Below are 23,419 nucleotides of genomic sequence, written 5' to 3'. Positions count from 1 at the left end.
ATGTTTCAACCTGTTTTTATACTTTTTGATATAGTTTGTAACTATGGATATTCCTTGTTAAGTATAGCCTACAAAAATAGTGTAACTTATGGTAAAATAAATACTATCTTAGTTAGAAAAAGGAAAGATAAATGAGTAATCAATTACTAGTGTTACAATCAGATTTTGGTTTGGTTGATGGGGCAGTGTCGGCCATGATTGGTGTAGCATTGCAAGAGTCACCCAACTTAGGTATTCACCATTTGACGCATGACATTACACCTTATAACATTTTTGAAGGTAGCTATCGTCTGTTCCAAACGGTTGAGTATTGGCCGAAAGGAACAACCTTTGTTTCGGTTGTTGATCCAGGTGTGGGGTCTAAACGTAAAAGTGTCGTTGCCTTAACAGAACAAGACCACTATATCGTGACACCAGACAATGGTACCCTATCTTACATTAAAAAACATGTTGGTATTAAGGCTGTTCGTGAGATTTCTGAAGTGAAAAATCGTCGTCAAAATACAGAGCATTCTTATACCTTCCATGGTCGTGATGTCTATGCCTATACAGGAGCAAAATTAGCTAGTGGGCATATTAGCTTTGAAGAAGTTGGTCCTGTCTTGTCAGTGGATGATATTGTGGAATTGCCAGTGGTAGAAACCCAAGTTACTGACAATCAGGTTAGGGGAGCTATTGACATTTTGGATGTTCGCTTTGGGTCTTTGTGGACTTCGATTACTCGTGAGGAGTTTTATCAATTAAACCCAGAATTTAACGACCGTTTTGAAGTGACGATTTATAACAATGATATGTTGGTGTATCAAAATCAAGTGACGTATGGTAAATCTTTTGCAGATGTTCGTATTGGTCAGCCAATTTTGTATATTAACTCCCTCTATCGTCTAGGTTTGGCGATTAACCAAGGGTCGTTTGCCAAGGCCTATAATGTGGGAGTGGGTTCGAACTGGCATATTGAAGTGAAGAAAATTTAGGAGATGTCTATGAAAAATAACTCAATTAAAAAAGTTGTCGCAACAGGAATTGGTGCCGCACTCTTTGTGATTATTGGAATTTTGGTGAATATTCCTGTACCAGTACCCAATACCAGTATTCAGTTGCAATATGCGGTCTTGGCTCTATTTGCCTTGATTTATGGACCAAGTGTTGGTTTCTTTGCAGGTTTTATTGGTCATGCACTCAAAGATGCCATTCAATACGGCTCAGTTTGGTGGACTTGGGTCTTGGTCAGTGGTTTGATTGGTTTGGGCATTGGTTTGTTATCTGGTGTGATTAAATTAGATAAGGGCCAACTACAAGGGAAGGATTATCTTGTTTTTAACCTTACTCAACTAGTAGTAAACTTTATTGGCTGGGGGTTGATTGCACCTTATGCAGATGTTTTGATTTACAAGGAAATTGCAAGTAAAGTGTATGTTCAAGGGATTTGGTCAGCAGGAGTTAATGCCCTAACAGTTGGTTTGGGTGGTAGCTTGTTGATTGGGCTTTATGCTCGGACTCGAATTAAAGCTGGTAGTCTTTCTAAGGATTGATAGAAATGATGACAGACTTGATTGTATTTGATGATTTTAGTTTTCAATATGAAACACAAGCAGAGCCTACTCTGAAAAATATTAACCTAAGTATCCAAGAAGGTGAAAAAATCTTATTAGTTGGGCCGTCTGGTTCAGGCAAATCAACCTTAGGACAGTTAATTAACGGCTTGATTCCTAATCATCACAAGGGAAAAATGACAGGTCGTTTTCTAATGGCGGGTCAGCCTAGCTTTGAACAATCGATTTATGATAAGTCAAAACTGGTCAGTACGGTATTGCAGGATACCGATGGCCAGTTTATTGGCTTGTCTGTGGCAGAAGATATAGCCTTTGCTTTAGAAAATGATCAAGTACCTGAAAAAGAGATGAAAGAAAAAGTCGAGGTGTGGAGCAAACGACTAGGTTTGGAAAATTTGCTGCAACACCGTCCACAAGATTTATCAGGTGGGCAAAAGCAAAGAGTGAGCTTAGCAGGTGTCTTGATTGATGAAAGTCCGATTTTAGTATTTGACGAGCCTTTGGCTAATTTAGATCCTAAATCCAGTCAGGATATGTTGGCTCTTATTGACAGCATTCATAAGAGTGAGAAAGTCACAACCTTGATTATCGAACATCGCTTAGAGGAAGTGCTAGCTGCTTCTGTTGATCGAGTGATTTTGATGACAGAAGGTGAGGTTATTTTTGATGGGCAACCAGATGACTTACTTCCAACAACTTTGTTGAAAGATCAGGGGATTCGTGAGCCTCTATATCTTAGTTTTTTGCGTGAACAAGGATTGGACTTGACCTCACTAAGTTCTTTGTCGCAGTTGGAAGGTATGGATTTGCCCAAGTTATCCTTGCCAACGATTGACTCTTATCAATCTTCAAAGCCAAGCGAAGATGTGTTGGTTGTCAAAGATTTAGAGGTGAGTTATGGTGGTGGACAGCCCATTTTATCTGATATTTCCTTTACTGTTAAAAAAGGTGAGCGTCTGGCCTTGATTGGTCAAAACGGAGCTGGGAAGTCCACTTTGGCTAAAGCACTCTGCCAGTTTGTTGAATCTAGCCAAGGTCAAATCTTTTATCAAGGTCAAGACATTTCAGCAGATACGATTAAGGAGCGAGCGGAGCGTATTGGTTATGTCTTGCAAAATCCTAATCAAATGATTAGTCAGACCATGATTTTTGATGAGGTAGCCTTAGGTTTACGTTTGCGTCAAGTGAATGAGATAGACGTAAAGGAACGTGTAGAAAAAACCTTAAAAATTTGTGGTCTGTATCCTTATCGCCACTGGCCGATTGCAGCCTTGTCTTTTGGTCAAAAGAAACGAGTGACCATTGCGTCTATTTTGGTCTTGAATCCAGAAATTATCTTGTTAGATGAGCCAACAGCAGGTCAAGATTTTCAGCATTATAGCGAGATTATGGCGTTTTTGGATCAGCTTAATCAAGCAGGCCATACCATTATCATGATTACTCATGATATGCAGTTGATGTTGGAACATAGTGATCGAGCTTTAGTTTTAGCCAAGGGGCAAATTTTGGCTGACGACCAACCAATTCAGATTTTAAAACAAAAAGATGTCTTAACACAAGCCAATCTTTGTCAGCCAAGTCTATTTGCTTTGGCGGATAAACTTGGGCTTGATGTTGAGCAAGTGGTTCATCATTATATATTGCGCAATAAAGGAGAGCATCATGCAGACAAATAAACTCTTGGGTTACCAACCAGGAACTAGTCCGATTCATCGTTTGTCAGGTGCTAGCAAATTAGTCTTTTTTATCCTTGTTTCAATAGCAGTAATGATTAGTTATGACACACGTTTGCTTGCTTTTGTGGGTTTTGGTTCCTTATTGCTTTTCAAGCTAGCTAATATCAAATGGCGACAAGTGGCTTTTGTGATTTATTTGGTCTTATTCTTTGCATTTTTGAATTTGCTCATGGTTTATCTCTTTGCTCCCAATTATGGGGTTGAGATTTATGGGCAAAAGACTTTACTTTGGACTGGGATAGGAGCTTATGGTCTGACAAGTCAAGAATTGTTCTATCTTGTTAATCTTGCTCTGAAGTATTTCTCAACAGTGCCTATGGCTATTGTCTTTTTGTTGACGACTCATCCGAGTCAATTTGCAGCTAACCTTAATCAAATTGGTGTCCCTTATAAGATTGCTTATGCTGTTAGTCTGACTTTACGTTATATTCCAGATTTACAAGAGGAATTTTATCTCATTAAGTTATCACAAAATGCGCGTGGTTTGGAATTATCTCAAAAAGCTAAATTGTTAGAACGTATTAAAGGGAACTTGTTGATTTTAACTCCCTTGATTTTTAGCTCCTTAGAACGAATTGACACTGTTGCAACGGCTATGGAGTTACGTCGTTTTGGCAAGGGGAAAAAACGAACTTGGTACCAAAAACAAGACTTGAAAGCTGGCGATTATGGCGTCATTGCCTTGGCAATTCTTATCTTAGTGCTTAGTTTTGTGTTGATTTGGCTCAATCAAGGACGGTTTTATAACCCTTGGACTTAAATGACTTAGAAAGAAATGAGTATGTTTAATCAAAAAAGACCGATGTCTGCTTATGTTAAATATTTGTTGCTTGCTTTGTTAGGGTTGGTGTTCGCTTGTGGTCTGATAGTTATGACCCAAAATCAGCAAACATCAACGGTTTCTACGGTAAGCAGTAGCCAATCAAGTGAGCAAGTTGTTCAAACAGCTTCCTCTCAAACACCTGAAGGCTATCAAGTTAGTGATGAAGAAACAGCTTATTTGAAAGAGCGTTTTGCTAAATTATCAGCTATCAATCCAGAAGTCATTGGTTATATCTATATTCCAGGAACTAAGTTGGATGAACCTGTTGTGCAAACAGGAGATAATGCGACTTATTTGGAAAAAACTTTTGAAGGCACTTATGAACCTTATATGGGGGCAGTCTTTATGGATACCAACAATCAAAAAGATTTCACGGATTCATTGACTTGGCTTTTTGGGCATGCTAGGGGGAGTCTTGTTTCAGATAATCGCATGTTTAACGATGTGAATTTTTATGATGATCAGACCTTTTTCGATCAAAATCCCTATCTGGTATTAGAAACACCTGAGCGCAACTATTATTATGAAGCGACCTATTTTATCATTGTTCCTGAAGCGACTCCGCTTTATCGGACATCTTTTGAGAGTAAGGAAGATTTTCGTAAGCAGTTAGAAACGGTGGCAGCCGAGTCCAAGGTCAAAAAGGCAAATGCGGTGATTGATCCGCTTGACAAGTATTTGGTATTGTCAACCTGTCGTGAAGAAGATGGTAGTTTGAGAGCTAATCTCTATTTACGTCAAATTCCTGATGAGGAACTACTACAATTTCTAGCTGAAAATGGAAAAAAACTCACCTATGTTCCAACTCGTTAATAAAGAAAAACAACCTAATCATTGGGTTGTTTTTATGGTCAAAAAAGGTCAAAAAAGTTGATGAAAATTTGAAAAAAACGTGCAAAAAGCTTGACAAAACGGGGGGGGGGGTGCGTTACAATATAAATAGAATCCTATGGGGAATTCTATAAAAAATCGGAGGAGTTCGTTTATGAACAAGAAATTGAAATTAATGTCAACATCACTATTGGCAAGTGTTGCCTTGTCAGTTGCAGCGCCAGCATTTGCACAAGATAACGTTATGGTTGGTGATCAAAATACTGACGTAGCTGCATGGTTAAAATCAGAAGTTGCTAAAGAAACAGCAAAAGAAGAAGCTGTTAAAGCTGAGGTGAAAGCGGCAGAAGATGCAGCAGCAATCATTAAAGAAAAATTGGCTCAACCAGTTCCTTCAACAGTAGAAGGAGCCGTTAACAATAATGATGCAGCTATCGATGTTCGCAACCTTGAAGGTGTAGGTAACACAGTTGTTGAGAACGGTTCAGCAAAAGTACTTGACACAAACGAAGTTGATACACGCAACTTTGACGGTGTAGGTAATACAGTTGTTGAAAATACTAAAACAGGTTCAAAAGTAACTGTTAAAGGTGACTCAACAACTTCTGAAACGGCTTCAAGCGAAACAGCAGCAAGCTCAGAAACTAAAAAAGAAACAACAAGTTCAGATAAAAAAGAGTCTGCTAAATCAGATAAGAAATCAGCAACAGTAGCTAAAGCTGCTTCATCTAAAGCTGGTTCAGCAGTTGCTCCTTCTGGTAAATCAAGTTCAGCAAAAGTATCGCCAGCAGCTGCAGCGAAATCTGGTGAGAAAACATTGCCAAAAACATCAGCAGTAAAATAATCTATTTGCTGTCGAAGTAAGGTTAAAGGTTATTCGATAGAATAGCCTTTTCTTTATTAAATAATGGAGGATAATATGTTTTATCAAAATGAACGAAGAAAGCACAGGCAACTCAAATACTTATTAGCAAGCTTATTGGTTGTGGCTGTAGCGATCGGTACATGGTTTGCCTTTGGTGTTAAAAATCCAGTGTCTAATGTTGCTAGCTCTCAAGACACACCAGCACAGATAACAACCAATCAAGTCACTTATCAACCAAGTGCAGAAGAGCAAGCTTATTTGAAGGAACGTTTTGATGCTCTTTCAGTCATCAACCCTGAAGTGATTGGTTATATCTATGCTCCTGGAACGAAATTAGACGAACCAGTCGTCCAGACAGGCGATAATGCCACCTATCTGGATAAGACATTTGAGGGTAACAATGAACCGTTAATGGGAGCTGTTTTTATGGATACGGATAATAATAAGGATTGGAATGACAGTTTGACTTGGTTGTTTGGACATGCTAGAGGTAGCCAGGTGCCAGATAATCGTATGTTTAATGATGTTAATTTTTATGAAGATCAAACTTTCTTTGATCAGAATCGTTACCTTGTTCTTGAAACGGCAGAGCGGAAGTATTACTATGAAGCGATGTTCTTTATTATCGTTCCAGAAACGACTGCTTTTTATCGAACTTCTTTTGACAGTGAAGAATCGTTTGCTGAGCAGCTGAATGCAGTGGCTACAGATGCAGTCAGCAAAAAAGAAGGAGCCGTAGTCAAGCCAACAGATAAATATTTGGTGTTATCAACCTGTCGTGAAGATGATGATACCATTCGCTCAAATCTCTATATGAGACGCATCCCAGATAGTGAATTGGAGCAGTTCTTAGCTGAAAATGGTGACAAACTCACTTATGTTCCAACACGCTAAATCAAGGAGGTGGTTACTAAAAATCTATATTCAACACTAACCAGACTTGTGTTCGTCAAGTCTGGTTTTTTGTGTCTGGAGTATTGACTGGATTTTTCAGTAAAAGAAAGAGAAATTTGATATAATGAAGGGATAAGGAGGACTGTAAACTATGGTGCGAATGATTCCGAGTCGTGTGAGAAATGAAGGGATATCTCTTTATGAGAAAGGTTTAGTGACGTTTGAAAAAGAAGAAGCGAAAAGCTTATTGTTTCAAGTGGATCAGGTAGCCCTTCAATTTTCTTCACAAGAGAGCGAGACGCACTGTCAATGTGATTGTTTTTTACAAAAACAATATTGTCAACATCTAGCAGCTGTGGAACATGCACTTAAAAATGATAAATTGCTCCAACATCTTGTAGAGCAAGAAAAATCTATTCCAGAGCCCGTAGAAGTGGTAGCATCACTTGGTAAATTATTTTTGGATCAGCTGGACTTGACTCAAGATAGTGAGAGGGATTATCGCTTGTCAGCATTTGGCGAGCCCAATCCTTATTCTTCTGATTTTTGGTGGACTTTGAAAATCAATCGTTTACCAGATAACCGTCAATATATTATTCGTGATATCAAAAGTTTTTTGCAAGGTCTTCGTCGAAAATCGCATTATCAACTTGGCAAACAGTATTTTGAGCCTTTGTCTTTGGAAAACTTTGATCAAGCAAGTCAACGATTAATTGAGTTTCTTTGGCGCTTACTACCACAAGGTCAGTCTGTATTATTGGACTATTATTTTCCTAATCAAGCGCGTCACCTTAGTTTGCCTGTTAGTGTCTTTGAACAGGGGTTGCTTTTGTTAGCAGACTTGTACGATTTTTCTTTAGAAATGGATCAGATCAACTATAGTCGAATCACTTTTGCTGAGTTGACTGGAAATGATGGATTTTATCTCTTTAAGGTAAATAATCAAGAAAATCAGATTGAGCTGATTTGTGAAGCATTGACAGACCAACTGTTTTTTGATAAGGAATACTTGTGGCATCAAGGAACTTTTTATCGTCTAAATAATAAGCAAATGCGTCTATTGACAGCAATACAGAGTTTGCCTGTGATAGATGACAAAAAGAGAATGATTAGTTTTCTAAAATCAGAACAGGCTCAACTGGCAGCTAGTCTATTGGCGTTTCAAAGTTTGGGTCAGGTAATTGCACCAGAAGAATTTGTGATTAAGGATTTTGTGCCAAGTTTTGATTTGGATATAGCAAATGATGGTCGTCTTGTGTTGAGAACGGTTTTTGATTACGGTCAAGCAGTGGTTCATAATCGTCAAGACTTGTCGGCGTTGCCTTTTACCAGTCATTTTGAACATGAAAAGGCAGTTTTTCAGACGATTAAGGCATGTGGTTTTATTGGTGATTTTACCGCCTATCATCCACCATTAAGGTCATCTCATTTGCATCAATTTTTTCATCAAACCTTACCACAATTACAACAATTGGGACTGGTAAGATTATCAGAAGATTTGGACAGGCGAAAAAAAGAACTTGCCCCTAACGTTTTAATTGACTATCAAGAAGGGTTACTTGCAATTTCCTTTGATTTTACAGGTATTACCGAAGATGATGTTGAGTTAGCCATGTCAGCCCTCTTGGCAAATGAGTCTTTTTTTATCAATCAATCAGGTCAACTGGTTGAGTTTGATGACATGACGCAGAAAATTAGTCAAGCCTTGCAAGTTACATCAGTAGAAACGATTGAGCCGGGGAAATTGAGCCTTCCTATTTTAAGTGCTTTTCAACTAGAAAGTCTAACTCGGTCCATGTCGCGCGTGAATTTTTCAGCACCATTTGAACAGTTGGCCTATGATTTAAGGCATCCAGAAGAATTGGAATTACCTGAATTAAACATCAAGGCGAATTTACGTGACTACCAGCAAATTGGGGTTAAGTGGTTAAGTATGCTTGATCGTTATGGGTTTGGTGGTATCTTGGCAGATGATATGGGTTTGGGAAAAACCTTACAGACCATTGCCTTTTTGACCTCTCGCATGACTGCAGATACAAGGGTTTTGATTCTTGCACCGTCTAGCTTGATTTATAATTGGCAGGAAGAATGGGCAAGGTTTGCTCCAGACGTAGATGTGGCAGTGGCTTATGGTCCGAAATCCTTGCGAGATAAGATTATTGCTGAAGGCCATCAAGTGATTATCAGCAGTTATTCTGCCTTTCGTCAGGATGTTTTGACTTATCAAGCCAAGCAGTTTGATTATTTGATTTTGGATGAAGCTCAAATGATGAAAAATAATCAGAGTAAACTAGCACAACAGTTGCGTCAATTTGAAGTCAAACGTTGTTTTGCCTTGTCTGGAACACCAATTGAAAATAAACTGTTGGAAATCTGGTCTATTTTTCAAATTGTTATGCCAGGGCTTTTGCCTAGTCGGTCTAAGTTTTTAAGCTGGTCAGCTCAAATGGTTGCGACAAGAATTTCTCCTTTTATTTTGCGGCGAAAAAAAGAAGATGTCTTGCCAGAATTACCAAACTTGATTGAAATTACACATTATAACGAATTGGCTGATGAGCAAAAAAGCATCTATTTGGCACAATTAAGGCAAATGCAAGATCAGGTTGCACACACCTCGACTCAGGAATTTCAAGCTAAAAAAATGGAAATTTTATCAGGTTTGATGAGGTTACGTCAAATCTGTGATACCCCAGCGCTTTTTATGGATTATCAAGGTTCTAGTGGTAAAATCGATAGCCTAATCGAACTGCTCATACAGTTAAAGAAAAACCAACGACGTGTTTTGATTTTTTCTCAATTTAAGGGGATGCTAGACATTATTGAGGGCCTTCTTCAAGACTTGTCTTTGAGTAGTTTTAAGTTGACAGGGTCAACCCCGTCAGATAAAAGACAAAACATGACCCAACAATTTAATGCGGGTCAAAGAGATGTTTTTCTCATTTCCTTAAAAGCTGGTGGGGTAGGTCTTAATTTAACAGGGGCAGATACGGTAATTCTAGTAGATTTATGGTGGAATCCTGCCGTTGAGATGCAGGCGATTGGTCGTGCACATCGTTTGGGACAAGAACGACCTGTAGCGGTTTATCGTTTGATAACCCGAGGAAGTATTGAAGAAAAAATTTTAGCTTTACAAGACCGTAAGCGTCATCTGATTACAACAGTCCTAGATGGTCAAGATAGTAAAACTAATCTAAGTTTGGCTGAAATCAAGCAAATTTTAGGGCTGGATTAGCTGAAAGAATGGTCAAGAGCCGTTCTTTTTCTCAGTCAAGAAGGCTTTGAAAAAAACTTGGTTTTAGGGTATAATAAACAAGCATAGAAAGGAGGTTTTCTTGATGAAACAAAAAAGATCCTATCCCTTGGTGGCAGATAATGAACCGATTATCACACCAGCCCCTGCCATGAATTTATATGAAAAGGAAGATTTAATCAGTCAAATTCACGGCAGTTATATGGAAAAGTATGATAGCAATCCAGTGGTCAATCAGCAGCCAGTGCAGATGACAAAACAGGTCAACTTGTCTGATGATAAAAATGGTACTTATTTGGAAACCATGCGTCAACAGGCTAGGGAAGATGTTAGAAAAAAACGTCAGACCATGATGGCTCAGGAGCTTAAATTAGCACCCAAGTCAAGTTTTACATCAAGTGTTAAGTCTTTAGACAAGGCTAAGGAAACAAAACCCTTAACAACCTTGGGTAAACTAGCACAAGTCTTGCATCAGACAGATTATATCTTGGCTGAGTTGCCAACTGTTTATCAAGAACCTAAAAATCTTTCTAGCAAGAATAAACCGAAAAAAAATAATTATGACTTTTTGAAAACCAGTCAAATTTATAATAGAACGATGAATCAAGTTCAAAAAGAGCGTCAGGTGGCACAAGAATTGAATTTGACACGATTTGATGAGTAAAAAATGAGGAGAAAATCATGACAAAAATCTATCACTTTATTGGGATTAAAGGGGCTGGTATGAGTGCCCTGGCCTTGATGTTGCATCAAATGGGCCACAAGGTGCAAGGAAGCGATGTGGACAAGTACTACTTCACCCAATATGGTTTAGAAGAAGCAGGCATTACGGTACTACCTTTTGCTGAAGAGAACATTACTGCTGATTTAGAATTGATTGCCGGTAATGCCTTTCGTGAAGATAACAACATTGAACTAGCTAAGGCGATTAAAGAAGGTATTCCCTTCAAACGTTACCATGAGTTTTTAGGTGAATTCATGCGTCAATTCACCAGTCTAGGTGTGGCAGGAGCACATGGCAAGACCTCAACGACTGGTTTGTTGTCCCATGTTTTGAAGAATATTACAGACACGTCTTATCTTATCGGTGATGGAACTGGTCGTGGTTCAGCCAATAGTGAGTATTTTGTTTTTGAATCAGACGAATATGAGCGTCATTTTGCACCTTATCATCCTGAGTACAGCATTATCACCAATATTGATTTTGATCACCCAGATTATTTCACGAGCTTGGATGATGTCTTTAATGCCTTTGATGACTATGCAAAACAAGTGACTAAGGGTCTCTTTATCTTTGGTGGCGATCCACTATTGCGTCGTTTGACGGCTAATGCTCCTATTTACTATTATGGTTTTGAAGAGGATTGCGATTTTATCGCCTATGATTTGGTTAGAACGACTAATGGATCGGATTTCAAGGTGCGTTATGGTCAAAAAGAATTGGGTAACTTCCATGTGCCTGCCTTTGGTCGCCATAATATTTTGAATGCCACGGCGGTTATTGGTAACCTATATATTGCAGGGTTTGACATGAGCCTAGTAGCTGAACATCTTAAAACCTTTGCAGGCGTAAAACGTCGTTTCACAGAAAAAATTGTTAATGATAAAATCATTATTGATGATTTTGCTCATCACCCAACAGAAATCATTGCAACCTTAGACGCTGCACGCCAAAAATATCCAGCTAAGCAGGTTGTGGCTATTTTCCAACCTCATACCTTTACTCGTACGATTGCCTTGTTAGATGAGTTTGCAGCTGCACTTAATGATGCAGATGCAGTTTATTTGGCAGAAATTTATGGGTCAGCGCGTGAGGTGGATAATGGTCAAGTTAAGATTGATGATTTGGCCGCTAATATCACAAAACCCGTTCAAATCATCACGGCTGATAATGTGTCACCTCTTTTGAAACATGACAATGCCGTTTATGTCTTTATGGGAGCAGGTGATATTCAAACCTATGAACATGCCTTTGAACAATTGGTGTCTAGCTTGGCAACGAATACCCAATAATAAGATATGGTTATGCAGATTAGACAAGTTAGGCTAGACGATTTAGAGCGTTTAATGTTTCTGGAAAGAGAGAATTTTCTACCTGATGAGGCCATTACAGAAACAGCTATGAGTGAGCAGATTAAAACGATCAGCGATAGTTTTCTAGTAGCAGAAATAGATAATCAAGTGGTGGGTTATATTACGGCTCATGCTCGTCAAGATAAATATCTGAAAGATGACGTTTTTATGGGAGCAGTTCCCAATCAAGTTGATGGTGGTTATTTCATCATTAGTGCCTTATCGGTAGCTAAAAGTCATCAAGGGCAAGGGATTGGCAGTAGCCTATTAGCAACAATGAAAGATTTGGCAGTGGCCCAAGATCGCCAAGGGCTGAGTTTAACCTGTCATGACCATTTAATTAGTTATTATGTCATGAATGGTTTTGTTGACGAGGGCGAATCAAACACGTCAAATTTAGGTGGTTATCAATGGTATAATCTGGTTTGGTATGCTCCTGCTTGATTTTCCTTGATTTTTAAGGTATAATGGCCTTTGATAAAAATGGGAGGTTGAGAATTTGACTGATAATGATAAGCCAAAAGCTCAAACAGGCCGCTCTTTCAAAGAACAGATTTTAGCTGAATTGGAAGAAGCCAATCGTTTGCGTAAGATTCGAGAAGAAGAACTACGACAAAAACAGTTAGAAGCAGAAGAAGCTGCCAAACGCACAGCTCAGCTTTTAGCAGAATATGAAGAACAAAAACGTTTAGAAGAACTACGAACAACAGAAGAAAGGGAAGAGTTAGAGCGTCAAGCACAGGCTGCCCTTGAGGATATTCGTGTTGAAAACTTAGTGACTGACCAAGAGATGGAGCAGGTTGAACTTGAACCAGATCTTTCAGAAACGATTGATTTCAATCGAGATCAAGACTTCTCTCAATTTGTGCCACAAGATGAACCGTTAGAGTTAGTTCAGACACAAAATCTATCTGATTTGGTCGGTCTAGCTGATTTACAGGAAGAAGAGTTATCTGCTTCAGAAGTATCAACTAATCACGGACTGGGCTTGGCACCAGAAGCACAAACAAATCCTGAGATTTTTTCAAGTTCAAATAGAGACGATATGGTGGAGCAAGAGGAAGTCGTTGCCTTTGAAGATGAGGATGTCCTTGAAGAAGAACCTGTTTATTTAAGTAAACAGGAACGAACAGACCATTTGGCCAGACGTATTTCTCGTGGCTTGATTGCAGCTATTTTGTTGGTCTTGTTAATCACGGCTTTCTTTGGTTATCGTTATGTTCAATCAGGTATCAATCCGGCTGATAAAACATCAACTGACTATGTTCAGGTTGAAATTCCATCAGGTTCTGGTAACAAGATGATTGGTCAGATTTTAGAACAATCTGGTGTGATTAAGAGTGGAACAATTTTTAATTACTATACCAAGTTTCGTAATTATACCAACTTCCAAAGTGGTTATTACAATCTTCAAAAGAGTATGTCTTTAGATGAAATTGTAGCAGAACTACAAAAAGGTGGGACAGCAGAACCAACTCGTCCAGCTCTTGGTAAAATTTTGGTCACAGAAGGTTACACCATTGATCAGATTGCTCAAGCGATTACTAGTAATGCCAATACCAAGGACACGACAGACAAAACACCATTTAGCAAGGAAGATTTTCTTGCTTTGATGACAGATAGTAGCTTTATCAATAAAATGGTGCAAAAATATCCGAATTTGTTAGCTGACTTGCCATCAACCACAGATGCTCGTTACCAACTGGAAGGTTATCTTTTCCCAGCGACTTATAACTACTATGAAGAAACAACCTTGGAAGAAGTTGTTGAGGACATGATTGCGACGATGGATAGTCAACTATCGCCTTACTATGATCAGATTGTCGCTTCTGGTAAGACCGTCAATGAAGTTTTAACACTGGCTTCTCTGGTTGAAAAAGAAGGCTCAACAGATGACGATCGTAAGATGATTGCTAGCGTATTCTATAATCGTTTGGCTGAAAACATGCCTTTGCAAAGTAACATCGCTATCTTGTATGCTATGGGCAAACTCGGTCAAAAAACGACCTTGGCAGAAGACGCTGCAATCGATACTGGTATTGCGTCGCCTTATAACATCTATCAAAATCCAGGTTTGATGCCAGGGCCAGTAGATAGTCCAAGCTTATCAGCGATTAAAGCAACCATTGCTCCAGCCAATACGAATTATCTCTACTTTGTAGCAGATGTTAAGACTGGTAGTGTTTATTATGCTGAAACTTATGAAGAACATTCAGCTAATGTTGAAAAATATGTCAATAGTCAGTTAAACTAATGACAAAATAGTAACCATAAAAAGAGCGTAGGGGTTGCCCTGCTGCTCTTTGGTTTTTGAAGAATAAAAAATCAGAAAAGGAAATGAAATATTATGGCAGAAAAAACCTATCAAATGACCCTAGCTGAAAAAGAACAGCTAGAAAAAGAACTGGAAGAACTAAAACTTGTCCGTCGTCCTGAAGTTGTTGAACGAATTAAAATTGCTCGTTCGTACGGTGACTTGTCAGAAAATAGTGAGTATGATGCAGCAAAAGATGAACAGGCTTTTGTGGAAGATCAAATTTCAACTCTAGAAACCAAGATTCGTTATGCTGAAATTATCGATAGTGATGCGGTTGCAAAGGATGAGGTAGCTATTGGTCGAACCGTTGTGGTAAAACAACTGGATAGTGGTAAAGAAGTAACCTACTCAATCGTTGGTGCTGCCAGTGCAGATATTTTTTCAGGGAAAATTTCTAATGAAAGCCCTGTAGCTCAAGCCCTTATTGGTAAAAAAGTTGGGGATGTGGCTAAGATTGAAGCGCCAGGTGGAGCCTACCAATTAGAAATTGTTAGTGTGATTAAAACAACTTAATCAAAAAGACTGAAGCCCTTAGGTTTTAGTCTTTTTAGTTATTAAAAAAGCCATCTAATTTAGATAGCTTTTTATCTTAGCGTTTGCTACGTTGTTTACCAGCATTACGATTGCTTGGTTGATGAATAGCTTGTGTCATTTGTGGTGTCACATCTTTACGCGTCTTTGGAGCTTGGTAAGCTTTTGGTGGGTTTTTAGCAAATTCTGCCTCTACCTTTTGGCGAAGTTTAGGTTTAAGAATATACATGGTAATGAGTTGTTGGAGGATTGAGAAAATACCACCGACAAACCAATAAAGTGTCACCCCTGCTGGCATACTAAATGACATCATGACCATCATTAGAGGCGTCATATACATCATGGTTTGCATTTGTTTACCTTGTTCAGGTGACATATTTTGCATGCCTTGCATAGATAACCACGATTGAGCAAAGTACAGTGCACCGACAATTAAGACCAAAATCAAGTCTGGTTGGTCAAGTCGGAACCAAAGGAATGTTTTTCCAGCAATACCTTCAGTAAAGCGAGCAGCATAGAAAAGAGCAGAAAAGAAAGGTAGTTGAATCAAGAGTGGCATACAGCCGATACCCCCCAGCATGCTAACGCCATTCTCACGCTGGGCAGCCATAAAGGCTGTTTGGGCAGCTAATTTTTCTTCTTGGGTATTTGCTTCTTGCATGCGTTTTTGCAAAGGCTCAAAGATAGGTTTGAGATAAGCCATTTTTTCAGACTGGTAGCTCGCTTTCCAACTTTGATAAAGTCCTAGTGGTAAAATTAGAAAACGCACAACAATGGTGACAAGAATAATGGCAATGCCAAAACCGAGTCCCATATCATTAGCAAAATACTGGATAAAGCGTCCCATAGGTTCAACTAGTAGGTTATAGACCCAACCTTCTCCTGTTGGGACACCATTTTTTTGTTGGACACAGCCAGCTAAAAGAAACAGAAGGCTCAGGCCGAGTCCTGACTGGAGTAATCGTTTTTGTTTTTTGTTCACTATCATTTCCTCGATTTTTAAGATACCCTTTATTTTACCTTTTTTTATTAAATTTCTCAATAGTTCCTTAGTTGGAATTTAAGAAATGATTTGAAAATCGCTGAATGAAGAAAAATTGGCTGTAGTCACATCCACATAAGTGACCTTGGATAAGGGGGAAGGATTTTTCCGGATTTCTTGGGTAAATTTGGCTAGGAGTTGAGGCTTGTCAGATTGAGCTAAAATTTCAACCGTACCGTCACTATTATTCCAGACTCGACCAGTGATTCCTTCTAGTTCTAAAGCAAGTCCAAGAACAGCGTAGCGAAAGCCGACTCCTTGAACTCGACCAGAAACTAAGAGACGTAGTTTGTGCATGATGTTCTCCTTTGATTTGTTAATGTTATTATAACATAGCTTGGTCTTAAATATGATATAATGTAAACATGATTGAGATAACATCAAAGGCTAATCCTTTAATCAAGCAAACCAAGAAATTATTACAAAAAAAACATCGCCAATCGTCTTATTTGATTGAAGGTTGGCATTTATTTGAAGAAGCAGTGCGGGCGAAGGCAGAAATTCTCAGGGTATTTGTTGTTGCTGATCAAATTAGCCAGCTAAGAGACTATGAGGGGCAACTGATTCTTGTTTCACCCGAAATTCTTAAAGACTTGTCAACCTCGCCAACTCCTCAAGGTATTGTGGCGGAAATAGCTCTACCTAATATGATGCCCCCAAGTCAGTTTAAAGGTAAGTATCTGATTTTGGAAGATGTCCAAGATCCAGGTAATCTAGGAACAATGGTACGAACGGCTGATGCCGCAGGTTTTGATGCAGTTTTTATTTCAGAAAAGTCAGCTGATATTTATAATGCTAAGACCTTACGATCTATGCAGGGTAGTCATTTTCATCTTCCCATTTATCGAGGGAATGTCTTGACTTATCTTAACCAAATGCAAGCAAGTGGTGTAACCTGCCTAGCAACAACCTTGTCAAAAAAATCCGTGGATTATCGCAGTCTGTCTGACTTGAGTAATTTTGCTTTGGTTTTTGGCAATGAAGGTCAAGGGATTTCGCAAGAAATGGCAACTCAAGCCGATCTTCTAGTCCATATCAATATGCCTGGTCAAGCAGAAAGTCTGAATGTAGCTGTTGCTGCGGGCATTTTGATGTTTAGTTTTATTTAAGACCGATAGACTAAAATTAGCGACAGAGGTTTAATAATGACAAAAAATTATCAAAAAGATCGAGAATTTATGGACTACGTGGGTCATTTGATTGCTCATCCGAGATTTCAAAAGTTGGCACCGATTGTCCAACATCAGCACTCGACACGATTAGAGCATTCGATTAACGTTGCCTATACGAGTTATAAAATTGCTAAAAAATTTGGTTGGGATGCGAAAAGTACGGCTCGTGGTGGCCTTTTGCATGATTTCTTTTATTATGATTGGCGAGTGACAAAATTTAATAAAAGTCATGCTTGGGTTCATCCTCGAATTGCTGTTCGCAATGCTAGAAAACTCATCAATCTCAACAAACGTGAAGAAGATATTATCTTGAAGCACATGTGGGGAGCAACGCTGGCTTTTCCTCGTTATAAGGAAAGCTATATTGTGACCATGGTTGATAAATATTGGGCAGTTAAGGAGGCCCTAACTCCTTTTAGAAAATACTTGGCTAAAAAATGACCAAGAATATTGAAAAAGTAAAATTTTAGGAGAAGTAAGATGAATCAAACCGTTACTTATACACAAACAGATACCGGCTTGGCTGCTTTTTATGCCAAAATTTATGGTTTAGTTGGCATGGGAATAGGCTTGTCTGCAGCAGTGGCAGGACTAATGCTGTATGTTTTCCCTGCCAATATGCAAGTGATTTTGACAAACTACTCTTGGCTTTATTATGGGGGGATGTTTCTTGAAGTTGCTCTTGTTTTTATTGCTAGTGGGGCAGCTCGTAAAAATACTCCAATGGCTCTACCTATTTTCTTGGGCTATTCTGCTTTAAATGGTTTTACCATGAGCTTTATGTTGTTAGCTTACGCTCAAGCAACAGTTTTTCAAGCTCTATTATCGTCAGCTCTTGTTTTCATGGTGATGGCCGTTCTTGGTCTTACCATTAAAAAAGACTTGTCTGGCATGAGAAAGGCGATGATGGCAGCCTTAATTGGTATTATGATTGCTAGCTTGGTGAATATTTTCTTTGCTAGCAGTTTGATGTCTTACGTGGTGAGTATTATCTCTGTCTTTGTTTTTTCTGGCTTGATTGCTTATGACAATCAATTGATTAAACGTGTTTACCTTCAACAACAAGGACAAGTAACAGATGGTTGGGCGATTTCGATGGCTCTAAGCCTTTATTTAGACTTTATCAATCTGTTTCTCAGCCTGTTGCGTATTATGGGTAGAAATGATTGATGTTTAATAAACAATAGTCACTGGAAGATGCTTCCAGTGATTTTGTTTGGAGATAAATTTTGTTATTTTACTGAATTTTTGATATAATGGGTTGGTAAAAAAATTAGGAGAGAAAAGATGTCAACATTTCTTTGGATTGTAATTGTAATCATTGCTTTTTTTGGAGGGCTTGTAGGTGGAACCTTTATCGCTCGTAAGCAAATGGAAAAATATTTGGAAGAAAACCCACCACTTAATGCTGATGTGATTCGTACCATGATGAGCCAAATGGGTCAAAAACCAAGTGAAGCTAAGGTGCAACAAGTTGTCCGTCAAATGAACAAGCAACAACAAGCTGCTAAAACAAAGGCTAAGAAAAAATAACTGATGGGGAGCAGGGAAGGGATTTTCTGCTCTTTCTTTGTAGTAGCAAGTAAGACATAAAGTGGAGGTCCTATGGATAATCGGCCGATTGGTTTTTTAGATTCTGGCGTGGGTGGTCTAACGGTAGTGAAAGAGTTGATAAGGCAGCTACCTCAAGAAGAGGTTGTCTATATTGGTGACTCGGCTAGGGCACCTTATGGCCCTAGATCTGCTGAACAGATTCGTGACTTTACTTGGGACTTGGTTAGATTTCTTTTAACCAAAGATGTTAAAATGATCGTTATTGCCTGTAATACAGCAACTGCTGTTGTCTGGGAAGACATTAAGGCAAAATTAGACATACCTGTTATCGGGGTTATTTTACCTGGAGCAAGTGCTGCTATTCAGACCAATCAAGGTGGTAAAATCGGAGTGATTGGCACACCTATGACCATTCAATCAGATATTTATCGTGAAAAAATCCAATTACTTTCTCCACAAACAGAGGTGATGAGCCTATCTTGTCCGCGATTTGCTCCCTTGGTTGAGTCCAATGAAATTAGTTCTAACTTAGCCAGACAAGTGGTTTATGAAAGTTTGATTCCGATGATTGATCAAGGAGTGGATACCTTAGTTTTGGGGTGTACACACTATCCCTTGTTAAGACCGCTTATTCAAGAAGCAGTAGGAGATGGGGTAAGTCTAATTGATAGTGGAGCAGAATGTATTCGTGATGTGTCGGTTTTGTTGAATTATTTCCAACTAAATCGCAGTTGGCAAGAGGGAGAACCCAATCACCGTTTTTATACGACGGCCAGTGCTAAAATTTTCAAAGAAATTGCTGAAAATTGGTTAAAAATCGAGATAAATGTGGAGCATGTTGATCTATGAGTGAAAAATTATATGAGTATAAGACAGAAGAAGACTGGTTTGTTGCCAAATGGGGAGTTGCAGGTCCCTCAATCCATTCTTTTGTTGATTATCCAAAAACGATGTATGATAACTTAAACCATATCTTATTGGGAGAAGAATCTTCTGTTGCTTATGATCTGTTTGTCATCAAACTATCCTCAAACTTGGCTTTAGTTCAGTTTATCTTGGATATGCTCAATCAAGAGCAAGGACGTCAGTTGACTTTGACTTCTTTTAAGGGGTTAATGGTCATCTCCGAGCAAGATAAGATTTTATGGATTCAGCCGGCTAAGTCAACGGTCAAGCTGTCAGAGTTATTGGCTGGTGAAACAAGGGGATTGGATAGTAATCTCTTAATTGCAACTCGTAATGAGGGCAAAACCAAGGAATTCCGTGACTTGTTTGCTCCTTTGGGCATAGCTGTACAGAATCTCAATGATTATCCTGATCTACCTGAGGTGGCAGAAACTGGGATGACCTTTGAAGAAAATGCTCGTTTGAAAGCTGAAACCATTGCCAATTTGACTGGTCAAATGGTCTTGGCTGATGATTCCGGCCTAAAGGTTGATCTGCTAGGCGGTTTACCTGGGGTCTGGTCGGCTAGATTTGCTGGTCAAGGTGCTGATGATCAGGCTAATAATGCTAAACTTTTACATGAACTAGCTGTGATTACAGACTTGAAGCGACGTTCAGCTCAATTTCACACCACTTTGGTTGTTGCAGTACCAGAGCGTGACAGTTTGGTCGTGTCAGCCGAGTGGGAGGGCTATATTGCCTTTGGACCAAAGGGGGAGAATGGTTTTGGCTATGATCCAATCTTTTTGGTGGGAGAAACAGGGCAAACAGCCGCTCAATTATCAGCTACAGAAAAAAATCAGCAATCTCATCGTGGGCAGGCTGTGAAAAAACTAATGGAGGTCTTTCCAAAATGGCAACTTACACTCTAATTGTGATGAGTGATTCTCATGGCAATAAAGCCGTTGTGCAAAGTATCAAAGATTATTATCAAGGTAAGGTGGACGCTATTTTCCACAATGGAGACTCGGAACTACCTAGCAACTTGCCCTTATGGGAAGGGATTCAAGTCGTTGGTGGAAACTGTGATGGCGGAGATTATCCGGAACGTTTGGTGACGGATTTTGATGGGTTAAGGGTAGCTCAAACTCATGGTCATCATCATTTGATTAACTTATTTTGGGATCGTTTGAATCTATGGGCTCAAGAAGAAAGAGCAGACATTTGTCTTTATGGTCATCTGCATCAGGCGAGTGCTTGGCAGGAAGGGCAGATTGTTTTTGTTAATCCTGGCAGTGTTGAGCAACCTCGTGGAGAGGTTAGAGAAAAACTTTATGCTAAGATTGAGGTGACAGGAGATAAGATTAAGGTGGATTTTTTTGATTTGAATCACCAGCTTTATGCTCCTTTATCAAAGGAATTTCAACGATGATTGCAAAAGAATTTGAAGAATTTTTATTGGCTCATATGGAAACCTATCTGACGCCAGAAGAAGAATTGGCCCTTTTTATTGACACGCATAATGTGGGGCATGTCTTGCTCTTGTTGAGCAATAACGGTTTTTCACGCGTACCAGTCATGACTAAAGATAAAATTTATGTTGGCACCATCAGCATGTCAGACATTATCCACTATCAAAAAGAACATGAGCTGTCTGAGATAGAAATGGCTGATTTGAATATTGGCTTAATGGTTAATAAGGAACTACCGACAGTGGCTTTGAACGCTAATTTGACAGAGGTCATGCACAAATTGGTAGATGCGTCCTTTCTGCCCGTTTTACAAGACCATATCCTTGTTGGGATTATTACGCGTAAATCCATTCTCAAGGCTTTAAATAGCCTGCTTCATGATTTCAAACATTATTATGACATTAGCCCAAAATCATCTCAAGAATGAGATTGCCCAGTTTTTGAAGCAACGACAACTGGCTAAAAATTCCTATCAGGCCTATGCTTATGATTTAGACCAATTTTGCCAAGTGGTTGCTGAACAGATTGATAGAAGTAGCTTATCTCGTTATGAGCAGTTTTTATTACCACTCAAGGCTTCAGCTAAAAATCGTAAGTTGTCTGTTGTTAATCAGTTTTTATACTACCTTTATCAATCAGGTCAACTTCAAACGTTTTATCGCTTGACCAGTCAAGAAAAATTACCAAAACCAAGTAAAGAGACAAAGCAAGTGGACTTGTCTGGTCTTTATCAGGAAAAAGAGAAAGACATTGGTCAACTGTTAGCCCTATTTATTGTAGAGCTTGGTTTGACGCCAAGTCAGATCTTATCCTTGGAAGTAGGATGGTTTGAACTTGAGTTGAGAATTTTACGCTTGGTCAATAAACAACAGGTGAGGATTTTACCCTTGTCTGAACGATTTTTGACTTATTTTTCCCTGCCGCAAAATCAAACCTATGTTTTTGAACATGGGGGAAATCCCTATTCACGGCAATGGTTTCATCGTGTGTTGACGACATATCTCAAAAACAAGGGTTTAACAAGCCTGACGGCTCATTCTTTGCGTGAAGAATACATCAAACGGCAACTGGCAGCAGGACTTGATTTGTCAACCCTGGCCAAGCGTCTAGGACTAAAATCCCCCATCACTCTGGAGAAGTATTATCACTAATGGACATAAAACTAAAAGATTTTGAAGGCCCCTTAGATTTGCTTTTGCACTTGGTTTCCAAGTATGAGGTGGATATTTATGATGTGCCTATCGTTGAAGTGATTGAGCAATATCTGACCTATTTAGCCACGTTGAAAACACTGAAATTAGAGATTGCTGGTGACTACATGGTGATGGCCAGTCAGCTCATGTTAATCAAGAGTCGTAAGTTGCTACCTAAGGTGGTAGAAAGTCAGCCTGTTGAAGAAACGCCTGAGTATGAACTTTTGAGTCAGATTGAAGAATATGCTCGTTTTAAGGAGCTAAGTCAAGAGTTGGCTGTCCAGCATGAGCAGCGATCCCGTCATTTTTCAAAAGCTAAGCAAGAATTGATTCATGAAGAAATCAGTTTGAAACAAGATAAGACACCGCTAGATTTGTACCTTGCTTTTGCCAAGATTATGGCTAAAAAACAGGAAGAATTTAAAACTAGTCATACTTTGATTGAAGCTGAGGATTATCGGATTGAAGACATGATGGTTTGGTTGGAAGAAAGATTTGCGCAAGCCAGAAAACTGAGTCTGTCACAATTGTTTTCGCAAACGACAGCTGTCAATGAGTTGATTACCTTATTTTTAGCCTGTTTGGAATTGATAAAAATTGGTCAGCTATCCTTTAGCCAAGCGGTTAATTTTGGTGAGATTTATTTGGAAAAGGAGTGAACATGGCAAATGATTTAGCAGCTTTAGAAGCACTCTTGTTTGTGGCTGGAGAAGATGGTCTTAGTTTAAGACAGTTGACAGAATTATTAGATGTGCTTCCCTCAGCTCTTTTGCAACAACTAGACCAACTAAGTGACAAATATCAAAATGACGAAACATCAAGTTTGTCTTTGTTACTCTCAGCCAATCGTTATAAGTTGGTCACAAAAGACGTGCATGCAGACTTACTTGGTCGTTATGCCCAAACACCAATCAATCAAAGCCTATCACGAGCTAGTCTAGAAGTTTTATCAATCATTGCTTATAAACAACCGATTACTCGGGTGGAAGTAGATGCGATTAGAGGGGTCAATTCGAGTGGAGCCATTAGCAAGTTACAGGCTTTTAACTTGATTGAAGAAGCTGGAAAAAAAGATGTCTTGGGTCGTCCCAATCTCTATCGGACCACGGCTTATTTCCTAGATTACTTGGGAATCAATGAGTTATCGGAATTGATAGATGTGTCAGATTTAGCCGTGACGGAAGAGCCAATTTCGCTTTTTAATACAGAAGATTTAGCAGAAGAATAA

General features: G+C 39.0%; 26 protein-coding genes. 24 read left to right on the top strand and 2 right to left on the bottom strand.

Going from position 1 to position 23,419, the window contains the following annotated elements; translation table 11 throughout:
* Window positions 1–131: 131 nt before the first annotated feature.
* The 13 genes from FRX52_RS02935 to greA all read left to right on the top strand — a co-directional run bounded on the left by FRX52_RS02935 (window position 132) and on the right by greA (window position 14,855).
* A complete protein-coding gene (locus FRX52_RS02935; RefSeq protein ID WP_146495637.1) occupies window positions 132–974 on the top strand; it encodes an S-adenosyl-l-methionine hydroxide adenosyltransferase family protein in 843 nt (280 codons plus the stop codon).
* Window positions 975–983: 9 nt separating this feature from the next.
* A complete protein-coding gene (locus tag FRX52_RS02930; protein ID WP_146538436.1) occupies window positions 984–1,532 on the top strand; it encodes an ECF-type riboflavin transporter substrate-binding protein in 549 nt (182 codons plus the stop codon).
* Between the two features lie 8 nt (window positions 1,533–1,540).
* Window positions 1,541–3,229: an ABC transporter ATP-binding protein gene (locus FRX52_RS02925; protein WP_398586892.1), complete on the top strand. Its 1,689-nt coding sequence runs from the start codon at window positions 1,541–1,543 to the stop codon at window positions 3,227–3,229.
* Window positions 3,216–4,049: an energy-coupling factor transporter transmembrane protein EcfT gene (locus FRX52_RS02920; RefSeq protein ID WP_146538434.1), complete on the top strand. Its 834-nt coding sequence runs from the start codon at window positions 3,216–3,218 to the stop codon at window positions 4,047–4,049. Before FRX52_RS02925 ends, FRX52_RS02920 begins: the two co-directional genes overlap by 14 nt.
* Before the next feature lie 21 nt (window positions 4,050–4,070).
* Window positions 4,071–4,925, top strand: a complete 855-nt coding sequence (srtB, locus tag FRX52_RS02915; protein ID WP_398586891.1) for a class B sortase, LPKTxAVK-specific — start codon at window positions 4,071–4,073, stop codon at window positions 4,923–4,925.
* Between the two features lie 172 nt (window positions 4,926–5,097).
* Window positions 5,098–5,787 (top strand): LPKTxAVK-anchored surface protein, encoded by a 690-nt coding sequence (locus FRX52_RS02910; RefSeq protein ID WP_146538432.1) that lies wholly within the window; start codon window positions 5,098–5,100, stop codon window positions 5,785–5,787.
* A gap of 75 nt (window positions 5,788–5,862) precedes the next feature.
* Window positions 5,863–6,702, top strand: coding sequence for a class B sortase, LPKTxAVK-specific (srtB, locus tag FRX52_RS02905; RefSeq protein WP_146538431.1), 840 nt, complete (start codon window positions 5,863–5,865; stop codon window positions 6,700–6,702).
* 151 nt (window positions 6,703–6,853) lie between these two features.
* Window positions 6,854–9,934: a DEAD/DEAH box helicase gene (locus FRX52_RS02900; protein ID WP_146538430.1), complete on the top strand. Its 3,081-nt coding sequence runs from the start codon at window positions 6,854–6,856 to the stop codon at window positions 9,932–9,934.
* Window positions 9,935–10,037: 103 nt separating this feature from the next.
* A complete protein-coding gene (locus FRX52_RS02895) occupies window positions 10,038–10,616 on the top strand; it encodes a hypothetical protein (protein WP_261379142.1) in 579 nt (192 codons plus the stop codon).
* Between the two features lie 17 nt (window positions 10,617–10,633).
* Complete coding sequence (gene murC / locus FRX52_RS02890; protein ID WP_146495653.1) at window positions 10,634–11,965, top strand: UDP-N-acetylmuramate--L-alanine ligase; 1,332 nt, start codon at window positions 10,634–10,636, stop codon at window positions 11,963–11,965.
* A 12-nt stretch (window positions 11,966–11,977) separates the two neighbouring features.
* Window positions 11,978–12,469 carry a GNAT family N-acetyltransferase gene (locus tag FRX52_RS02885; protein WP_146495655.1) on the top strand — a complete coding sequence of 164 codons (492 nt, stop codon included), beginning with the start codon at window positions 11,978–11,980 and terminating at the stop codon, window positions 12,467–12,469.
* 55 nt (window positions 12,470–12,524) lie between these two features.
* Window positions 12,525–14,279 (top strand): endolytic transglycosylase MltG, encoded by a 1,755-nt coding sequence (mltG, locus tag FRX52_RS02880; protein WP_146538429.1) that lies wholly within the window; start codon window positions 12,525–12,527, stop codon window positions 14,277–14,279.
* A gap of 93 nt (window positions 14,280–14,372) precedes the next feature.
* A complete protein-coding gene (gene greA / locus FRX52_RS02875; RefSeq protein WP_146538428.1) occupies window positions 14,373–14,855 on the top strand; it encodes a transcription elongation factor GreA in 483 nt (160 codons plus the stop codon).
* 76 nt (window positions 14,856–14,931) lie between these two features.
* On the opposite strand, the gene yidC is transcribed toward greA, so the two are convergent.
* Window positions 14,932–15,855, bottom strand: coding sequence for a membrane protein insertase YidC (gene yidC, locus FRX52_RS02870; RefSeq protein ID WP_146538427.1), 924 nt, complete (start codon window positions 15,853–15,855; stop codon window positions 14,932–14,934).
* 78 nt (window positions 15,856–15,933) lie between these two features.
* Window positions 15,934–16,212: an acylphosphatase gene (locus tag FRX52_RS02865; protein WP_146495663.1), complete on the bottom strand. Its 279-nt coding sequence runs from the start codon at window positions 16,210–16,212 to the stop codon at window positions 15,934–15,936.
* A 68-nt stretch (window positions 16,213–16,280) separates the two neighbouring features.
* On the opposite strand from FRX52_RS02865, the gene FRX52_RS02860 reads away from it, so the two are divergent.
* The 11 genes from FRX52_RS02860 (at window position 16,281) to scpB (ending at window position 23,419) form a co-directional block, all read left to right on the top strand.
* Entirely contained in the window at window positions 16,281–17,024 is a 744-nt protein-coding gene (locus FRX52_RS02860; protein ID WP_146538426.1) for an RNA methyltransferase, read from the top strand.
* A gap of 36 nt (window positions 17,025–17,060) precedes the next feature.
* Window positions 17,061–17,528, top strand: a complete 468-nt coding sequence (locus FRX52_RS02855) for an HD domain-containing protein (RefSeq protein WP_146460957.1) — start codon at window positions 17,061–17,063, stop codon at window positions 17,526–17,528.
* 39 nt (window positions 17,529–17,567) lie between these two features.
* Window positions 17,568–18,257 carry a Bax inhibitor-1/YccA family protein gene (locus FRX52_RS02850; RefSeq protein ID WP_146538425.1) on the top strand — a complete coding sequence of 230 codons (690 nt, stop codon included), beginning with the start codon at window positions 17,568–17,570 and terminating at the stop codon, window positions 18,255–18,257.
* A 117-nt stretch (window positions 18,258–18,374) separates the two neighbouring features.
* Window positions 18,375–18,620, top strand: coding sequence for a YneF family protein (locus tag FRX52_RS02845; protein WP_146460961.1), 246 nt, complete (start codon window positions 18,375–18,377; stop codon window positions 18,618–18,620).
* A gap of 72 nt (window positions 18,621–18,692) precedes the next feature.
* Entirely contained in the window at window positions 18,693–19,490 is a 798-nt protein-coding gene (gene racE, locus FRX52_RS02840) for a glutamate racemase (RefSeq protein WP_146538424.1), read from the top strand.
* A complete protein-coding gene (locus FRX52_RS02835) occupies window positions 19,487–20,458 on the top strand; it encodes a nucleoside-triphosphate diphosphatase (RefSeq protein ID WP_146538423.1) in 972 nt (323 codons plus the stop codon). The genes racE and FRX52_RS02835 overlap by 4 nt, the downstream gene beginning before the upstream one ends.
* Window positions 20,440–20,958: a metallophosphoesterase gene (locus FRX52_RS02830; protein ID WP_146460967.1), complete on the top strand. Its 519-nt coding sequence runs from the start codon at window positions 20,440–20,442 to the stop codon at window positions 20,956–20,958. The genes FRX52_RS02835 and FRX52_RS02830 overlap by 19 nt, the downstream gene beginning before the upstream one ends.
* Window positions 20,955–21,425, top strand: a complete 471-nt coding sequence (cbpB, locus tag FRX52_RS02825) for a cyclic-di-AMP-binding protein CbpB (RefSeq protein ID WP_146538422.1) — start codon at window positions 20,955–20,957, stop codon at window positions 21,423–21,425. The genes FRX52_RS02830 and cbpB overlap by 4 nt, the downstream gene beginning before the upstream one ends.
* Window positions 21,394–22,149, top strand: a complete 756-nt coding sequence (gene xerD, locus FRX52_RS02820) for a site-specific tyrosine recombinase XerD (protein WP_186603330.1) — start codon at window positions 21,394–21,396, stop codon at window positions 22,147–22,149. Before cbpB ends, xerD begins: the two co-directional genes overlap by 32 nt.
* Window positions 22,149–22,850 (top strand): segregation/condensation protein A, encoded by a 702-nt coding sequence (locus FRX52_RS02815; RefSeq protein ID WP_146538420.1) that lies wholly within the window; start codon window positions 22,149–22,151, stop codon window positions 22,848–22,850. Before xerD ends, FRX52_RS02815 begins: the two co-directional genes overlap by 1 nt.
* 2 nt (window positions 22,851–22,852) lie before the next feature.
* Window positions 22,853–23,419 carry an SMC-Scp complex subunit ScpB gene (gene scpB, locus FRX52_RS02810; RefSeq protein ID WP_146460975.1) on the top strand — a complete coding sequence of 189 codons (567 nt, stop codon included), beginning with the start codon at window positions 22,853–22,855 and terminating at the stop codon, window positions 23,417–23,419.

Source organism: Streptococcus sp. sy018 (genome assembly GCF_007859185.1).
In the GTDB taxonomy this organism is placed as follows: domain Bacteria; phylum Bacillota; class Bacilli; order Lactobacillales; family Streptococcaceae; genus Streptococcus.
The sequence above is the reverse complement of the archived record's forward strand: the minus strand, read 5'-3'. Positions and strand labels throughout refer to the sequence as shown.

Coding starts and splice junctions, on each gene's coding strand:
- FRX52_RS02935 (WP_146495637.1), top strand. CDS start 132: ATGAGTAATCAATTACTAGTGTTACAATCAGATTTTGGTTTGGTTGAT.
- FRX52_RS02930 (WP_146538436.1), top strand. CDS start 984: ATGAAAAATAACTCAATTAAAAAAGTTGTCGCAACAGGAATTGGTGCC.
- FRX52_RS02925 (WP_398586892.1), top strand. CDS start 1,541: ATGACAGACTTGATTGTATTTGATGATTTTAGTTTTCAATATGAAACA.
- FRX52_RS02920 (WP_146538434.1), top strand. CDS start 3,216: ATGCAGACAAATAAACTCTTGGGTTACCAACCAGGAACTAGTCCGATT.
- srtB (WP_398586891.1), top strand. CDS start 4,071: ATGTTTAATCAAAAAAGACCGATGTCTGCTTATGTTAAATATTTGTTG.
- FRX52_RS02910 (WP_146538432.1), top strand. CDS start 5,098: ATGAACAAGAAATTGAAATTAATGTCAACATCACTATTGGCAAGTGTT.
- srtB (WP_146538431.1), top strand. CDS start 5,863: ATGTTTTATCAAAATGAACGAAGAAAGCACAGGCAACTCAAATACTTA.
- FRX52_RS02900 (WP_146538430.1), top strand. CDS start 6,854: ATGGTGCGAATGATTCCGAGTCGTGTGAGAAATGAAGGGATATCTCTT.
- FRX52_RS02895 (WP_261379142.1), top strand. CDS start 10,038: ATGAAACAAAAAAGATCCTATCCCTTGGTGGCAGATAATGAACCGATT.
- murC (WP_146495653.1), top strand. CDS start 10,634: ATGACAAAAATCTATCACTTTATTGGGATTAAAGGGGCTGGTATGAGT.
- FRX52_RS02885 (WP_146495655.1), top strand. CDS start 11,978: ATGCAGATTAGACAAGTTAGGCTAGACGATTTAGAGCGTTTAATGTTT.
- greA (WP_146538428.1), top strand. CDS start 14,373: ATGGCAGAAAAAACCTATCAAATGACCCTAGCTGAAAAAGAACAGCTA.
- FRX52_RS02865 (WP_146495663.1), bottom strand. CDS start 16,212: ATGCACAAACTACGTCTCTTAGTTTCTGGTCGAGTTCAAGGAGTCGGC.
- FRX52_RS02860 (WP_146538426.1), top strand. CDS start 16,281: ATGATTGAGATAACATCAAAGGCTAATCCTTTAATCAAGCAAACCAAG.
- FRX52_RS02855 (WP_146460957.1), top strand. CDS start 17,061: ATGACAAAAAATTATCAAAAAGATCGAGAATTTATGGACTACGTGGGT.
- FRX52_RS02850 (WP_146538425.1), top strand. CDS start 17,568: ATGAATCAAACCGTTACTTATACACAAACAGATACCGGCTTGGCTGCT.
- FRX52_RS02845 (WP_146460961.1), top strand. CDS start 18,375: ATGTCAACATTTCTTTGGATTGTAATTGTAATCATTGCTTTTTTTGGA.
- racE (WP_146538424.1), top strand. CDS start 18,693: ATGGATAATCGGCCGATTGGTTTTTTAGATTCTGGCGTGGGTGGTCTA.
- FRX52_RS02835 (WP_146538423.1), top strand. CDS start 19,487: ATGAGTGAAAAATTATATGAGTATAAGACAGAAGAAGACTGGTTTGTT.
- FRX52_RS02830 (WP_146460967.1), top strand. CDS start 20,440: ATGGCAACTTACACTCTAATTGTGATGAGTGATTCTCATGGCAATAAA.
- cbpB (WP_146538422.1), top strand. CDS start 20,955: ATGATTGCAAAAGAATTTGAAGAATTTTTATTGGCTCATATGGAAACC.
- xerD (WP_186603330.1), top strand. CDS start 21,394: ATGACATTAGCCCAAAATCATCTCAAGAATGAGATTGCCCAGTTTTTG.
- FRX52_RS02815 (WP_146538420.1), top strand. CDS start 22,149: ATGGACATAAAACTAAAAGATTTTGAAGGCCCCTTAGATTTGCTTTTG.
- scpB (WP_146460975.1), top strand. CDS start 22,853: ATGGCAAATGATTTAGCAGCTTTAGAAGCACTCTTGTTTGTGGCTGGA.